16 protein-coding genes are annotated in these 15,315 nt (G+C 36.6%); 11 read left to right on the top strand and 5 right to left on the bottom strand.

The features are described from left to right. Positions 1-26: 26 nt before the first annotated feature. From F1325_RS17050 to F1325_RS17030, 5 genes are all read right to left on the bottom strand, one after another. A complete protein-coding gene (locus F1325_RS17050) occupies positions 27-1,100 on the bottom strand; it encodes a fimbrial protein (protein WP_160230756.1) in 1,074 nt (357 codons plus the stop codon). Next, a complete protein-coding gene (locus F1325_RS17045) occupies positions 1,100-1,618 on the bottom strand; it encodes a fimbrial protein (RefSeq protein WP_109373217.1) in 519 nt (172 codons plus the stop codon). The genes F1325_RS17050 and F1325_RS17045 overlap by 1 nt, the downstream gene beginning before the upstream one ends. Further along, positions 1,618-4,137: a fimbria/pilus outer membrane usher protein gene (locus F1325_RS17040; protein ID WP_160230755.1), complete on the bottom strand. Its 2,520-nt coding sequence runs from the start codon at positions 4,135-4,137 to the stop codon at positions 1,618-1,620. The genes F1325_RS17045 and F1325_RS17040 overlap by 1 nt, the downstream gene beginning before the upstream one ends. 36 nt (positions 4,138-4,173) lie before the next feature. Then, a complete protein-coding gene (locus tag F1325_RS17035) occupies positions 4,174-4,854 on the bottom strand; it encodes a fimbrial biogenesis chaperone (protein WP_160230754.1) in 681 nt (226 codons plus the stop codon). Between the two features lie 98 nt (positions 4,855-4,952). Beyond that, positions 4,953-5,492: a fimbrial protein gene (locus tag F1325_RS17030; RefSeq protein WP_109373220.1), complete on the bottom strand. Its 540-nt coding sequence runs from the start codon at positions 5,490-5,492 to the stop codon at positions 4,953-4,955. A gap of 875 nt (positions 5,493-6,367) precedes the next feature. Here F1325_RS17030 and yddG point away from each other — a divergent pair. The 11 genes from yddG to F1325_RS16975 all read left to right on the top strand — a co-directional run bounded on the left by yddG (position 6,368) and on the right by F1325_RS16975 (position 15,315). Next, positions 6,368-7,282, top strand: a complete 915-nt coding sequence (gene yddG, locus F1325_RS17025) for an aromatic amino acid DMT transporter YddG (protein ID WP_160230753.1) — start codon at positions 6,368-6,370, stop codon at positions 7,280-7,282. Between the two features lie 207 nt (positions 7,283-7,489). After that, complete coding sequence (locus F1325_RS17020; protein WP_160230752.1) at positions 7,490-8,764, top strand: bifunctional O-acetylhomoserine aminocarboxypropyltransferase/cysteine synthase; 1,275 nt, start codon at positions 7,490-7,492, stop codon at positions 8,762-8,764. A 112-nt stretch (positions 8,765-8,876) separates the two neighbouring features. Beyond that, on the top strand, positions 8,877-9,491 hold the full coding sequence (locus F1325_RS17015) for a hypothetical protein (RefSeq protein WP_109373222.1): 615 nt from the start codon (positions 8,877-8,879) through the stop codon (positions 9,489-9,491). Positions 9,492-9,751: 260 nt separating this feature from the next. Then, positions 9,752-10,339 carry a TetR/AcrR family transcriptional regulator gene (locus tag F1325_RS17010; RefSeq protein WP_109373223.1) on the top strand — a complete coding sequence of 196 codons (588 nt, stop codon included), beginning with the start codon at positions 9,752-9,754 and terminating at the stop codon, positions 10,337-10,339. Positions 10,340-10,365: 26 nt separating this feature from the next. Continuing rightward, entirely contained in the window at positions 10,366-11,226 is an 861-nt protein-coding gene (locus tag F1325_RS17005) for a transcriptional regulator (RefSeq protein ID WP_109373224.1), read from the top strand. Next, a complete protein-coding gene (locus tag F1325_RS17000) occupies positions 11,226-11,744 on the top strand; it encodes a FidL-like protein (protein WP_006536331.1) in 519 nt (172 codons plus the stop codon). Before F1325_RS17005 ends, F1325_RS17000 begins: the two co-directional genes overlap by 1 nt. 663 nt (positions 11,745-12,407) lie before the next feature. Beyond that, positions 12,408-12,686: a BMC domain-containing protein gene (locus F1325_RS16995; protein ID WP_004249182.1), complete on the top strand. Its 279-nt coding sequence runs from the start codon at positions 12,408-12,410 to the stop codon at positions 12,684-12,686. A gap of 20 nt (positions 12,687-12,706) precedes the next feature. Beyond that, on the top strand, positions 12,707-12,991 hold the full coding sequence (locus F1325_RS16990; RefSeq protein ID WP_006536329.1) for a BMC domain-containing protein: 285 nt from the start codon (positions 12,707-12,709) through the stop codon (positions 12,989-12,991). Between the two features lie 14 nt (positions 12,992-13,005). Further along, a complete protein-coding gene (locus F1325_RS16985; protein ID WP_006536328.1) occupies positions 13,006-13,284 on the top strand; it encodes a BMC domain-containing protein in 279 nt (92 codons plus the stop codon). A gap of 73 nt (positions 13,285-13,357) precedes the next feature. Continuing rightward, positions 13,358-15,025, top strand: a complete 1,668-nt coding sequence (locus F1325_RS16980) for an acetaldehyde dehydrogenase (acetylating) (RefSeq protein WP_109373225.1) — start codon at positions 13,358-13,360, stop codon at positions 15,023-15,025. A 26-nt stretch (positions 15,026-15,051) separates the two neighbouring features. Further along, positions 15,052-15,315 carry a EutN/CcmL family microcompartment protein gene (locus tag F1325_RS16975; protein ID WP_064721253.1) on the top strand — a complete coding sequence of 88 codons (264 nt, stop codon included), beginning with the start codon at positions 15,052-15,054 and terminating at the stop codon, positions 15,313-15,315.

The following is a 15,315-nucleotide window of genomic DNA, read 5'->3' as shown; positions in this document are numbered from 1 at the left end:
TTAATCAGCCTTAAAAATTCAAATCATTATTGATAAGAAAAAGTCAGACTGGCTAACCCGTTTGCTTTACCAGGTTTTAGTGTTCCAGTCGTGATATAGCGAGTTGACAGGTTTAATGTGTAGTTTTCGTTATTAGAAGTTGTTATATGAAGTAAACGTTGATTAGGTTGTCCAGTCGCGCTGATATCAGGCCCATAAACGACGGGGGTTGGATTATCATTAAAAAGAAACTGTATCCCAATACCCGAAGCATCAGAGTCTGATGTTAGTGTGAGTACATCTGTATTATTAGAATAGGTAGATTGATCGGTCATGCTGGCATATAGGTGAACGTTGGTATCACAAGTGACAGAAATGGGCTTACTTTGTGTTTTTGACGTTGAACCAATGGTTGCCATATCTCGCATTGAGATATCGCCTAATTCATAGGTGAGATTTTTCGTATTGATCGTACAACCTCTGGCTTTAATGGTGATTGTCACTGGATTAATAGCAACGAGAGAGGTGTTATTACCTTTATGTGCACCACCATATTCAGACCAAGTATTGGCGATAACGGTATAAGGAATATTATAAATACCCGTTTCTAAGTGTTCATCTGTGACAACAAACACCACTTTGCCTTTTAACGAAACGCGGTCAACATTATGGTTAACAGTAGAGCCTGCTGCTGGATAAATGATGGTTGCACCAGAACCATTATTAACATCAATTGGTACATAAGAAACACTGTCATTGTTATCTTTTAGGCCGAAAGCATAGCCAATGCCTTTGACTCCAGGCAGTGAATAAACTGGATAACGATTTCCCCCTTCGTAATAGTAAATACCACTAATTTTTGAGCCTAACGCATTGGCATACAGTGTTTCTACCCAACATTTTTGTAAGAACTTATTTTCACATTTAAAGCCATTATGAACGGAAGTTTCACCTATCCATGTTGAGGTAATGGGAGTGCCTGCGGGTGTGCCATCCGCAGCGCCATCAAAATTCATTGGAGGCGGTGAAACTACAAGAGGATCTGCCACCGCCCATGCCATTTCTGTGGGAAGAAAAACAAGGGAAACCAGTAATGTAAGGGGGAATAAAATACGTTTCATTATTGGTACTCCAATAAAAATGTGGTGGTTGCATTGGCTTGTCCTGCACTGACTGGTACCTGAGTGGCGACATAGCGAGCGTAAAATTGCAGGGTATTATCTTGATTAGGTAACAGGGGATAAGATTGGCTTTTATCATTAACTGCGATTGATGTTCTATTTTTATCCATAATTGAAATAGCGACACCTTTTGCGCCATTATCATTAATCGCCAGTAATGTATTATCAGAGAGATCACCCGTACCGTTAAAACTGACTTTCACCGCACTAGCCTCTGGCTGACAGTCCACTAATTTAATACTAAAAGGAATAACAGGTGTTCGTTGTTGGCTCATCGCCGTTGATGTAAAGTCTTTCGTCGCAATGTCGCCAAGTTTCACTGTAATATTTTCTGAGTTTGTCTCAACGGTACAGGTGTTGCCTGTCACTCGTGCATGAATTTGCACTAAGGTGTCATAGGCATATCCTTTAGTCATAAAAAGGAGTGATAGAGCCAAAATAAGCGTGAGTTTATGCATTATTGGCACTCCTGTGTCATTTTTACAAAAGGTTCATCATGTTGATTTTCTGGTAATTTATAATTTACTTGGCACTGCTCAGACGCACGATTTCCCCAACGAATATCTAATACACCTGATTCAGGTACACCAGAAAGGTAAAGCAAGCCATCATCGCCAATAATGCCAGAGAGATGATTTTGCTTGTCAGATGCTATGGCACCAAAAGGAAGTGGGCGCCCTTGTCGTTGCAGTGTTAGGAGTAGACGATATCCTGTTTTAGCATCAAAATTGACTTTGATAACAGCGCCTTGGGTCGGAATAACTTGCTGAATATTCTGTTCAATTTCGACATTATCAGGAAGTGCTGTGGTATCAAGCGCGACTTTATTTTGGCGATAAGCGGTTGCGTAAGGAATAACGGCAAATCCACGCCAGTCGGTATAAATACCTGTTGCATTATCGATAGGAACATCTGCGGTTTTGCGAGCATCAACGAGAATGGCATTTGAGCTTAAAGGCTGGCTTAATGTTAAACCTTCGCTGTGAAGTAACATCCCTCCAGCAACGCTATAATTCAGTTGTTGAGCCTCTTTATTATAGTTATAGCCCACGTTAAGGTTGCCATAGCAACTTTGATAGCCTAATGCCGCGTTACCCGTATAACTTCCGCCTTGGTTGCTATATCCTTGCTGAACACTGTAATTGAGCGTGTTATCTTCAAATAATGTGCCTGCTACACCGGCATTATGTGCTGAATAACCATTATCAGTATGACTATAGTTATAAGTGAGATAAGCGCTATTTACGGATTGATAGCTTGAAGGCATTAATAATTGCAATGGAATCGAAATACCCAAAGAGAGCGTTTGATCGCGCTGACCGCTATTCATCATGCGGTTGTATCCATAAATAATATTGTAAGAGAGGCCTTTTACATTGCCGTTATAACCAGCTTGAAACAGAACATTTTTTTCATTAGTTTCCCAATAATTTTGCCAATTGGTTGTCATAAAAACAGAACCATAATCTCCAAGTTGCTGTGATAAATTCACTTGAAGACTGCCTTTTTTTCTATTGTATAAATTAAAATAGCGTAATGGTTCTTCTTTATTATTTTCATAGAGATAGCCTGACATTCGAGTATTAAGTGTTTCATCTAGCGTATAAAAACCCGAAGTGGAATAGCGATATCCTAATAATTGAAAATTTGTTCCAAATTGGTTTAATGATTTGGCATAGAGAAAGCGCAGGGAATACCCTTCAGAAGTCGAATTATCAGGTAATTTACTATGGGCAAAGGTGATATCCGTTGAGAATGCACCTAAAGTTCCCATATTCCGACCTACACCTAGTGCATAAGATTGATAATCAGAGGTAATTAATGCACCACCGTAAGCGGTGCTGTCATAAGGCAGACCATAAATAAGATGACCTTGGATAAAGCGAGGCTTTTTATTTTGGTTATCTTGGCGAACTTCACCCGCTTGAATAACAAACTTTTTTTGACCTTCTCGTTGTAAAATAGGCACAGCAGAATAAGGCACAATATAGTCGTGCTTACTTCCATCGTTCTCTTCAACCGAGACATATAAATCACCACTATTTGAAGTGGGATAAAGATCGCGAATTTCAAATGCACCAGGAGAGACAAAAGTCTGATAAATAACATAGCCATTTTGTCGAATAACAACTTTGGCATTGCCACTTGCAATACCTCTTACAACGGGTGCAAATCCTCGTTGGCTATCTGGCAACATGGTGTCATCACTTTCTAAAGAAACACCTCGGAAATTAACGCTGTCGAATAATGTTGATGAGGTATAACTATCGCCAACTTTTAACTGACTTCTTAATGACACAATATTTCGTTGAAGATAGGTATTGATGTGATCCCATTGATGCTTTCCATTTGATGAATTCCATGTGGAATAATCTCTCAATCGCCAAGCGCCAATATTGATCCCGCTACGTAGATTAAGGTAATAGCTATTATTATGAGAATTTCCCCAGTTATTGGCACCACTAAAACTGTAATTTAATAAACCTGCGGTAATTCCGTTATCCCATTTTTCCGGTGGAATATAACCTCGTGCTTGGAGATTTAATGCGGCTTGAGGTACTTGAATTTTTAATGCTTGTTTTTCAATATCATAATTAACGCTGGTATCAGGAATAGAATTCGAAATATCAATACATTCTTTTTCTGATTTTAAATCAAAATCAGTAATTAACTTAATGTTAATCCCTAGTGACTGTAAAAAAGCTTTATTTAAACAAGGGATCACATTTTTATTATTGCTAATAAAATGAATGCTTTCATTTCGTAGATATTCATTATTAAAAATAATATCCAGAGGGTAATCACCGGGTTTAATACTGTTTCCTGCTTCAAAATAGCTTAAATCAGTGACTGCTTCAGGTGAATCAGATAAAAATGCAGGATTAAATCGGTTTGCACTATATGAAGGAAATGGCAATATTAATGAAATCGTGATGATGCCAGAAAAAAGAAAACAAACTGTATTTTTATTAACCATGATTTTTAACCAACAAGCTAAAAGCAGATGTAATTATTAATGAGTAATTTCTTTTTTTAATACTGGGGTCTGTGCGCCGTAATCATTAATTGTTTGGAATGAAATTGTATTTTCATTTTTATTTATTTTTCCCAATGTTAATTGGGATAAAGGATTGAGCATGATACTTGATGGAAGTTGACTACCAGCCGCGGCTAGATTCACCATCGTAATATAATAAGGTGTTGGATTAGTAGCAATAAGCTCACCATTTTGATAAGAAAACTTAATTTCATTAGCAAATTTTTCACTATAAGCTGGTAAAATACTTGGGCGATAAAATAATTTAATTCGACTTTGTATTGCAATTTGCATGGTATTTTCTTTATCAAGCCCTTCTTGTAATGAAGGTATAACTTTTACATTCATCCAAAATAAACTTTCTTTATCTTTTGGTAATGATTTACCGACATACATAATTCTTAATGCATTTTCTTTATTAGCATCAAGAATATATAAAGGAGGTGTAACAATAAAGTCAGCTGTTTTATTTCCTTCGATATCTGAAACCCAAGATTGAATTAAAAAACTATTTTCTTTATCTGAGTTCGTTACTACAAGATTCGTTTGTTTAATATTGGAATTATAAACAATACGTGTTGCACCTAATGAAACGCCATTAGAATAAGAAAATAACGGAAATAAAAACGTAATAAGGAAAATAAGTGTCTTTTTCATAATAAAAATTATCAAGTAATGAAGATATCGCAATAATATTTTGATAGAAAAATATGCCGTCCTTGGCAATAAGACATCAATCAAAAGTCATAAAGCAATTAAGAGTAAGTCACCATAAAGTTTGTGGTAACGTTTGCGCTACCTGCCTTAACCGCATCTTCAGTCGAAATAAGGGAGGCGTTATAATTTAATTGGTTTTCACCATCAATTAGTTTTTGAGTTGTAGAAGCTTGGTTTGGCGCAACAATTGCACTAGTAGAATCAGTGATTTTTAAGGCAATATTTTCTGCCGCATCAGCACCTTGTAATGCAAACGCATTTGCATCACCACTAGAAGCCGTACCGTTGAAGGTAATTGCAGCATTAGTTGATACTGTAGTATCACAATTATTTAATTTGATACTAAAAGGAATACGGCCTGTTTCATCACCTTTCGCTGCAAATTCAGCAACACGGAATTGACCTAAGCGAACAGTTTGGTTTGATGAGCTACTATCAACACCACAAGCTGCATTAACAACAGAACCTTCGAAGTTAACAGAACCGCCATTTACAGTGGTGGTAGTTGCTGCTAGTGCAGGTGCAGCCATGACTGCCATTGTTGAAGTAATAATTGCAGATAATAATAACTTTTTCATTCATTGTTCCTATATTTTCAATATATATCTTTGTTTTTAGCTTAATAAAATAAGCTATATTTAACTCTGCTTATCATTTCTATATAAATGAAGAAACAGTGATTAAAATAGGTTTGAGAAGCGTAAATAGAATTATTAATACACTTATTAAAATAAGAGTAGATAGATCAAAATTTAATTAAACAGGAATAAAATGCATATTGCACTTAAGTCAAATTTACGAAAATTATAGATGGGCTAGAAAAATTATAGAAATCGTTTAAAACGATCATTTTTGAGGGATTTGATAGTTAAAAACTACTGATAATCTGTTAACTATAGGTGAAAATTAATGTTAACAAATAGAAAAATACATAAGTTTATATAATGTATGTTAATTTTGAATTTATCTGATTGATATTTATTGTGTTTTTTGCGGTCAAATAATGATCATCCAAAATGGATGAGGTGTTTATACGTATAACATTATGTTTCATAATATATATTTTATGATAAAAATATTCACATGGTGAAACAAAAATTTACACGTATTGAGGGGAAAAGAAACGAAATAGAATGTTTTTTTACAGAAATAAAAGATTTAAATTTGTTTTTTATAAAAAAAATAGAAGTAATATTAATTCATTTTTTTTTGAAATTAGATGTCATAATTTTGCGATTCATAATTCTTCTCTCTTTTTTTACAACCAAGGGGAGTGGATCAATATATTTTATTTTTAATATAAATTGTAACAAAATGTTTCATTACTCAAGATTTCATTTTTATTTTTGCCTATTCGTTTTTCATTTTTTGCATGATAGTAATTAAAGCAATTACATTGATTCTGTTTTAATATCGGCTTTAATGACAGGATCTTGAACCCGAAGGCAAAAAAATGATATCTAGCTCATCAAAAGGGACATTATATGGCATTGTTGCCATTCTACTTTGGAGCACCATTGTTGGCTTAATTCGTAATATTAGTGAGTATTTTGGTGCTGTAGGGGGTGCCGCACTGATTTATACCACAGGTACACTCTTTCTTATTTTGATTTTAGGTGTACCTAAGTTATCACGCTTTCCTAAACGCTATCTTTTCTGGGGAGGGTTATTATTTGTTACTTATGAAGTCTGTTTATCTTTAGCTTTGGGATTTGCAACAGACAGAACACAAGCCATAGAGCTAGGAATGGTGAATTATTTATGGCCTAGTTTTACACTAGCGCTTGCCGTAATACTTAATAAGCAGCGATTCTCTATTTTACTGATTGTCGGATTATTATGTGCATTTAGTGGATTAGTCTGGGTTGTGAGTGGCGATAATCCGCTGACAATTGACGGTTTATGGAAGAATATTCAAAGCAATCCATTAAGCTATATATTGGCGTTTTCAGGTGCCATTCTATGGGCGTTTTATAGCAATTTAACTCGCCTTATGTCTGGCGGGAATAACGGCATTGTACCTTTCTTTTTATTAACATCACTTGCATTGTGGGGGCAATACCTATTTTCAGCACCAGTAGAGTGGATCGTGAATACAAAAAGTATCACGCTACTATTAATAACGGGTGCGGCTATTGGGCTTGCAAATGCGGCTTGGACAATCGGCATGATCAGAGGAAATGTGACCTTATTAGCCACACTCTCTTATTTTACTCCCGTTATTTCTACTGCATTCTCATCAATATTATTGTCTACCGCACTCTTTTTCTCATTTTGGCAAGGCGTAATGATGGTGACTGGTGGCTCTTTAATTTGCTGGTTAGCAACTCGTCAAAAAACGATAAAACCACTTAAAATGGCTAAATAGCACGAAAATTAGCTTCAATATAAACCAAATTGCGTATTTATTGAGAAGTGAATTTCGTCTTCCAGTTAATTAATCGAAGTTGAAATTATTTCACTATGCGATAGGTGAAATATCAGCTTATCTATATTAGTTATAGACTAAAAGATCCTACTTCGATTTAGTATCTAAGTAATACGATAAGAACAAATGCAATAAAAAGGGATTGCTATGAAACTTGAGACACTTTCTGTTCACGCCGGTTATTCACCTGATCCAACCACAAAAGCTGTTGCTGTGCCTATTTACCAAACGACGTCTTATGCATTTGATGATACGCAGCATGGTGCGGATCTTTTTGACTTAAAAGTACCCGGCAATATCTATACCCGTATAATGAATCCAACCAATGATGTATTAGAAAAACGTGTTGCAGCATTAGAAGGTGGGATCGCGGCAGTTGCTGTAGCATCGGGTATGGCTGCTATTACTTATGCAATTCAAACTATTGCACAAGTGGGTGACAATATAGTTTCTGTCGCGAAGCTTTATGGCGGTACCTATAACTTAATGGCGCACACATTTCCTCGTATTGGTATTGAAGCGCGTTTTGCTCCTCATGATGATATTGCTGCTCTTGAAGCGTTAATTGACGACAAAACAAAAGCAGTATTTTGTGAAACCATCACAAATCCAAGCGGAAATATTGTCGATATTCAAGCATTGGCTGATGTTGCTCATCGTCACGGTGTGCCTTTGATTGTTGATAATACCGTTGCAACACCTTATTTATGCCGTCCTTTTGAACATGGCGCGGATATTATTATTCACTCTTTAACTAAATATATTGGTGGTCACGGTAATTCGATTGGCGGCATTGTTGTTGATTCTGGTAAATTCCCTTGGGCTGAGCATAAAGATCGTTTTGAAATATTAAATACACCCGATGTTTCTTATCACGGGGTAAATTATGTTGAGCATTTTGGTGCCGCTGCTTATATAGCAAGATGTCGTGTTGCACCTTTGCGTGGAACAGGTGCTGCACTGTCGCCATTTAATGCTTTTTTAATTCTACAAGGGTTAGAAACGCTGGCGCTACGTATGGACAGACATACTGAAAATGCGCAAAAAGTGGCAGAATATCTGCAAAATCATCCTCAAGTTGCATGGGTTAAATATGCGGGTTTAAGTGATCACCCAGAGCATGATTTAGCGGTACGTTATATGTCGGGTAAACCTGCGGGTATTCTCTCTTTTGGTATTAAAGGGGGGGCAGAATCGGGTGCTAAATTTATCGACGCGTTACAATTAATTGTACGTCTTGTGAATATTGGTGATGCAAAGTCATTAGCTTGTCACCCAGCATCAACGACACATCGCCAATTAAATGATGAAGAATTAGAACGAGCAGGTGTTTCACGAGATTTAATTCGTTTATCTATTGGTATTGAGCATATTGACGATATTTTAGAAGATTTAGAACAAGCATTAAAAGCCAGTATTTAATTTAAATCATTAATTTATCAATTGCTAACCTCCTTTATGTTAAGGAGGTTTTTTTATATTTTTTGATTTTGATAAAGATAAAAATACGTGTTTATTATATAAGGGAATGTATATGGCAACATTAATTCAACGTAATGGAAATCCTAATGTAAATCGTCCATTACCAGAAATACCTAAAGATATTGAGTTAGAAAATAAATTTAATTTTTTATCTAAAAATCGTGATGAAAAATGTGATGTGAATAATAATCATATTACCTTTGCTAATACGCGTGTTTCAAATAAAAATAATATATTAATCGATAAGAATATAATCTGTATTCATAATCAGGAGAGTGACTATGCACAACCGTTTGATAGCCTCAATATAGATTACGACTATGCCTATAGTAAACCATATAGGAATTTAGACGCTAACACAGGAGAATACGAGTCACTTAATAGAGAGACGATGGAAACTTGTAATGATCATCTATACGAAGAAATCCATCTATACGAAGAAATTGAACCATATAAAAAAATTGAAGATACAGCTTTAAATATTGATGATAACCAAATAAACCAATATGAAACTTTATTTCAATATGAAAAAAATGATGAAGAAATAGAAAATAATATTTATGACACTTTTGGTGATGAAAAAAAATCGGCTAAAAAAATGATCAATAAAATCGGAGAGAAATTAAACAATATTTTGGATAAGTTTATTTCTATTTTTACCAAGTGATAAAATTGATAAAAAATATATTATTATTTCTAATTGATCGGATTTATTGATAATAATCAATACCCAATTAAATCTCATTTTTTCGTTATATTATTTTAATCAATCTTTACTGTTTTATTTTATATTTTCAATAATAATTTAGTTAAATAAATAAAGGAATGTGAAGTCAACTACATTATTTACATATAATAAGTACGAGTCTAAAAGGGATTGATTTCGATCAATAAGGAACATACCGACTGGTCGGTATCATCCTATGCATGAATACAACTGCGCATCACCGAAAAAAAGATCCTATCCGAGTTCAAGAACAATTATTGGAAGCGGCAAGCATTATTGTGGCTAATGAAGGAATAGCGTCTCTATCTTTAAATGCCGTCGCAAAAGAAGCGGGTGTAAGTAAAGGTGGATTACTTCATCATTTCCCTGGAAAACTAGAATTGGTGCATGCAGTCTTTAAGCGTCTATTAGGCATTATGGATAGTCGCATTGCAGTTATTATGGAAAATGATCCTATTGAAGCGGGGCGTTTTTCTCGCGCATATTTAACTTATATTTCTGATTTAAAACAGTCAGACGAAAGTCGCCAATTAGCTATATTGTCTTTAGCCATGCCAAACGAGCCTATTATGCGTAAATGCTGGCGTGATTGGATGTTAGAGCATTTAGCCAAAGGCGATAAATTAGATAATAGTTATTTAGGGACATTAATTCGTTATGCCGCAGATGGTCTTTGGTTATCTGAATTAACTGAAGGTCCTACGATTTCACAAGAAGAGCGTAGCGCATTAGTTGAAAGATTATCTGAGATGACATTTGACTATATGGCAAACACAGCAAATCAGTAATTTTAATCAGGATGAATGAGGGCACAATGAAATACAAAATAAATGCCTTAATTTATTACGACGCAACGGATGGCGCGATATCGTTAGAAAAAGAGAGTGTTGATACACATCTTTCTATTACCGCAAATGCGTTACTCTTTTATTTTATTCAGCACCCTGGAGTTGTTAATCGTGATGAAGTATTAAAACGGGTTTGGGATGATAACGGATTAGTTTCATCAAACAGTAATTTAAACCAATATTTGAGTTTATTACGAAAAACATTTCGCCATTATGGCATTGAAAATATCATTGTTACCATTGCGAAAGGGCGGTTAGAGTTTAATCCCGATATTTCAGTTGAACTGATTGATGATTCAACGCTATTACCTTCAACTCAAACAAATGAAGAAGCACCTATTTTAGTTAAAGATGAAAATCAAATAGCGGTTGAAACAACAACACCTTTATCTTTAACGCAAACTCAAACACCTTTAGAGTCTACACAAGAAGAAGCGCCCGAAAAAACACAGAAACCCGAAATTTGTTGGTATTTAGCCAGCATCGGTTTTTTATTAGGTGCAGTATTTCTCGCGGTGATCATCTTTTTTAATCAACATCAATCAAAGCCAATTTCACTGACACCATTAACGCATAATGATTGTGAGTTACTTTCTAATGAAGCCATGATTAATTCTGCGGTAAGTGATAATTATGTTCGCAATTTTGACGCTGTAAGAAAGAAGCTTAATTTACAGTGTGCGAAAGGTGAGCGATTTGTTTTCTTTTATGGTGATAAATTACAAACAAATGGGTTGGGGCGAGTATTTTTAGCGCACTGCGCTAAGAACGAAGATAATCCATTTAGTTATTGTGACAATTACTTTTACTATTCTTGGAAATACTAATGAAAATCTCAGGGAAACTTTTATGTTTTTTATCGGCCCTGATTTTTATCTTGGTCGCCACTTATGCAGCAACAAGATTATTAACCATTAAAAACGAAGGTGTCATGGTTTGCTCAACCAAAGGTATTATGCGTTTTGAAAATATGGAAGATGAAAATGTAAATGGTAATATTCATTTTTCATTTGGTGCCAATGGTAAAGGGTCAATTGTCGTTGAAGGTTATACCACCTCAAAAGCAGGGTGGTTGTATTTACAACGCTATGTGAAATTTGATTATACAACTAAGCGTGTTTCACCGACTGAACGTCACTATTTTGTTAGCCAATGGGATGCTAGTGCATCATCAATTGATGAATCTCCTGATGTGATTTTTGACTATTTTATGCGTGAAATGTCAGACAGTCATGATGGGTTATTTATTAATGCCCAGAAGCTAAATGAGAAAACATTACTTTTAAGTTCGCTCAATTCACCACTCTATATTTGTACCTTAAAGCCGGGTAGTAAATTCGATTAATTGCCCTGATTATCTGATATTACTTTTGCAAGGTGGCCTCTATATAGCCGCCTTTTTGTTTATCTAAAACTCAATATATCCCATCCCTTTAATTAATATTCTTTCTCACACATTCCTGATTTTAGCTCTTTTGCCTATTCCTTAATTTGAACCGATTGTCTGCATGACATTTATAGTAAAGAGTCTCCATCTTTATTTTTTATACACCGTAGTAAAGGTTTAACTTTGATAAATACGTTATCGACAAAAAAATAGCACGATTTGTATATAGACTCGATTTAGCCTTTTTCAATTATTGATCTCACGTTCAAATATCAGTGATATTCCGCACATCTTTCCCGTCGATATGTACTACCTTTTTGCACCTTTTCAACATCCTTCTAACAAAGTTAATTTGCCTATTTTTTAATCTATTTTTTATAAAGTTCAATAAATTTATAACGATGAAAAAATTAAATTAACAGTATGAAAAGATAAATAGAGGCATAAATAACGCTAAATATCAGAGTTAAATTCTATATGTATTCATATTATGGATTTATATTTTGTTTTCTTTTTTGCGCGTTATAGTGATTTTGAAACCAACGTCTGCGTTTAAAAAATCACCACGCAGACACAATGGGCAAACGTAAACCGTTAAACGGCTTCTCGGAGGAAATGAAAATGGGTGATGCATTAGGTCTGATCGAAACCAAAGGTCTGGTGGCATGTATTGAAGCCGCTGACGCTATGTGTAAAGCCGCGAACGTTGAACTTATTGGCTATGAAAATGTAGGTTCAGGTCTCGTGACTGCGATGGTGAAAGGCGACGTAGGCGCAGTGAAAGCTGCAGTGGATTCTGGTGTGGAGTCAGCACAACGCGTGGGTGAAGTTGTTACATCGCTCGTGATTGCTCGTCCTCACAATGACATCAACAAGATTGTTATCAAACACAAGGCATAGTTTCTGCCTTAGGAGAACGTATGGGTGATGCATTAGGACTTATTGAAACTCAAGGGCTGGTTGCTTGTATCGAAGCAGCTGACGCGATGTGTAAAGCGGCAAATGTTGAGTTAATCGGCTACGAAAATGTGGGTTCAGGTTTAGTAACTGCAATGGTGAAAGGTGATGTAGGTGCCGTTAAAGCCGCTGTGGAATCTGGCTTAGAAGCTGCTCAACGTGTTGGTACGGTTGTGACTTCATTAGTCATCGCTCGTCCACATAACGATATTCAAAAAATCGTTGCCCAGTACAAAGTGACTGAATAACGAAGGAAATAAATATGAAAGAAGCACTAGGTCTAGTTGAAACCAAAGGTCTTGTCGCTTGCATTGAAGCTGCTGATGCAATGTGTAAAGCAGCCAATGTTGAACTGATTGGTTATGAAAACGTCGGTTCAGGTTTAGTGACAGCGATGGTGAAAGGCGATGTCGGTGCAGTCAATGCAGCGGTTGAGTCAGGTGTTGAAGCGGCAAAACGTATCGGCACCGTCGTGACTTCTCGTGTTATTGCAAGACCGCATAACGATATCGAGAAAATCGCACAACAGCACAAAGCCTGATTACTCAGGCGTGCTGTAAAGCAAAGAAATAAGTTATTCAGCTAAATTTTTTAACTCCTGTATGGGGGAAGACATGGTTGCATTAGATAAAGATTTGCAATCCAGACAACTGGCTCGTGAGCTAGTTCGTAACGCGAAAAATGCACAACTTGTTTATGCTAAGTTTTCGCAGGAAAAAATCGACAGTATTGTAAAACACATTGCATTTGAAGCCGCTCGTCATGCAGAAGAGTTGGCGAAAATGGCGAACGAAGAAACAGGCTTTGGTAAGTGGGAAGACAAAGTGCTGAAGAATACCTTCGCGTCATTGCGTGTGTATGAACATATGAAAGACATGAAGACCGTTGGCATTATCAATGACGATAAAGTGAAAAAAGTCATGGATGTTGGCGTGCCTTTAGGTGTTATCACGGCGTTAGTCCCTTCAACTAACCCAACATCAACCATTATCTATAAAACCCTAATTGCACTGAAAGCGGGTAATGCGATTATTTTCTCTCCGCATCCAAATGCAAAACAGTGTAGTTTCCGTGCGTTAGAAATTGTTAAAAAAGCGGCGCTAGAAGCTGGTGCGCCAGCAGGTATTGTTGATGGTGTGACATTATTGACTCTGGAAGCGACAAAAGAATTAATGCACAGCAAAGATGTGTCATTGATTTTAGCGACTGGTGGTGAAGGTATGGTGCGTGCAGCTTATGCATCAGGCACACCAACAATCAGTGGCGGCCCAGGTAATGGTCCTGCATTTATCGAACGTAGTGCTGATATCAAAAAAGCAGTGAGCGATATCATCACCAGTAAAACATTCGATAACGGCGTTATCTGCGCATCAGAGCAATCCATTATCGTAGAACGTTGCATTTATAACGAAGTTCACCGCGAGTTATTAGCGCAAGGTGCTTACTTTATGAATGACGAAGAAGCAACAAAAGTGGCTTCAATGTTACTGCGTGCTAACGGTACGATTAACCCAGCCGTTGTGGGTAAAGATGCGATTTATTTAAGCCAACGTGCAGGCTTTAGCGTACCCGCAAATACGCGTGTATTAATCGCATTACAAGATACTGTTTCACCAAAAAATCCGTATTCACGCGAAAAACTATGCCCAATCTTAGGGATGTATATCGAAGAAGATTGGAAATCAGCGTGCGATCGTGTGGTGCAATTACTGACTAACGAAGGTTTAGGTCATACCTTAGTTATTCATACTAAAAATGAAGATGTTATTCGTCAGTTCTCTTTAGAAAAACCTGTTAACCGTATTCTGATTAATACCCCTGCGGCATTAGGCGGTATCGGAGCAACAACCAATATTACTCCTGCACTTACTTTAGGTTGCGGTGCTGTTGGTGGCGGTTCTAGCTCTGACAACGTTGGCCCTATGAATCTACTGAATATTCGTAAAGTAGGTTATGGCGTGCGTACCGTTGAAGAGTTGAAACAACCTTGTCCTTTAGCACAAGAAGCTGCTCAACCTGCTGTTTCTGCTTGTGCTGTTTCTAGCGCAAATCATCAGACCAGCATTCTTGATGATGACCGTTTTCGTTCACCTTCTTTAAGCCCTGTTCATGCTGAATGTGCCACTGCACAACGTCAAACTCAAGGTGATGATCGCTTTGGTGCATCTCCTTATGCAACGACGGTCAGTGCTTGTGCGCAGCAAGTGATTGAACAAGGTGATATTACCGAAGAAAACGTGGAACGCATTATCAAGGAAGTTCTCGGACGTCTGAGTAAATAACTCATTGATATAAGGCGATATAAACCATGATCCTCGCAAAGGTAATCGGACACGTAGTAGCGACACAAAAAAGCCCAGAACTTAAAGGTAGCAATTTATTAATGATAGCCACCTTGGATGATGAGCTTAAACCACTGAAAAACAAAACTTATGTTGCAGTGGACAGTGTAGGTGCAGGTATCAACGATGTTGTGTTGGCTGAAGAATACTTTGCACTGAACAAAGATCGTTACAAGGCGATGTCAGTGGTTGCCATTGTTGAGAAGGTTTATCGGGACAGTAAGGAGTAA

The sequence above is a fragment of the Proteus columbae genome (assembly GCF_009914335.1).
Classification (GTDB): domain Bacteria; phylum Pseudomonadota; class Gammaproteobacteria; order Enterobacterales; family Enterobacteriaceae; genus Proteus.
Note: the sequence above shows the minus strand (reverse complement) of the source record. Positions and strands in the feature narration are given on the sequence as shown.

What these genes read in the sequence shown, in the direction of transcription:
- F1325_RS16990 (WP_006536329.1), top strand. Translation starts at nt 12,707, where the DNA reads ATGGGTGATGCATTAGGACTTATTGAAACTCAAGGGCTGGTTGCTTGT.
- F1325_RS16975 (WP_064721253.1), top strand. Translation starts at nt 15,052, where the DNA reads ATGATCCTCGCAAAGGTAATCGGACACGTAGTAGCGACACAAAAAAGC.
- F1325_RS17040 (WP_160230755.1), bottom strand. Translation starts at nt 4,137, where the DNA reads ATGGTTAATAAAAATACAGTTTGTTTTCTTTTTTCTGGCATCATCACG.
- F1325_RS17030 (WP_109373220.1), bottom strand. Translation starts at nt 5,492, where the DNA reads ATGAAAAAGTTATTATTATCTGCAATTATTACTTCAACAATGGCAGTC.
- F1325_RS17005 (WP_109373224.1), top strand. Translation starts at nt 10,366, where the DNA reads ATGAAATACAAAATAAATGCCTTAATTTATTACGACGCAACGGATGGC.
- yddG (WP_160230753.1), top strand. Translation starts at nt 6,368, where the DNA reads ATGATATCTAGCTCATCAAAAGGGACATTATATGGCATTGTTGCCATT.
- F1325_RS17015 (WP_109373222.1), top strand. Translation starts at nt 8,877, where the DNA reads ATGGCAACATTAATTCAACGTAATGGAAATCCTAATGTAAATCGTCCA.
- F1325_RS16980 (WP_109373225.1), top strand. Translation starts at nt 13,358, where the DNA reads ATGGTTGCATTAGATAAAGATTTGCAATCCAGACAACTGGCTCGTGAG.
- F1325_RS17050 (WP_160230756.1), bottom strand. Translation starts at nt 1,100, where the DNA reads ATGAAACGTATTTTATTCCCCCTTACATTACTGGTTTCCCTTGTTTTT.
- F1325_RS17020 (WP_160230752.1), top strand. Translation starts at nt 7,490, where the DNA reads ATGAAACTTGAGACACTTTCTGTTCACGCCGGTTATTCACCTGATCCA.
- F1325_RS17010 (WP_109373223.1), top strand. Translation starts at nt 9,752, where the DNA reads ATGAATACAACTGCGCATCACCGAAAAAAAGATCCTATCCGAGTTCAA.
- F1325_RS17035 (WP_160230754.1), bottom strand. Translation starts at nt 4,854, where the DNA reads ATGAAAAAGACACTTATTTTCCTTATTACGTTTTTATTTCCGTTATTT.
- F1325_RS16985 (WP_006536328.1), top strand. Translation starts at nt 13,006, where the DNA reads ATGAAAGAAGCACTAGGTCTAGTTGAAACCAAAGGTCTTGTCGCTTGC.
- F1325_RS17000 (WP_006536331.1), top strand. Translation starts at nt 11,226, where the DNA reads ATGAAAATCTCAGGGAAACTTTTATGTTTTTTATCGGCCCTGATTTTT.
- F1325_RS17045 (WP_109373217.1), bottom strand. Translation starts at nt 1,618, where the DNA reads ATGCATAAACTCACGCTTATTTTGGCTCTATCACTCCTTTTTATGACT.
- F1325_RS16995 (WP_004249182.1), top strand. Translation starts at nt 12,408, where the DNA reads ATGGGTGATGCATTAGGTCTGATCGAAACCAAAGGTCTGGTGGCATGT.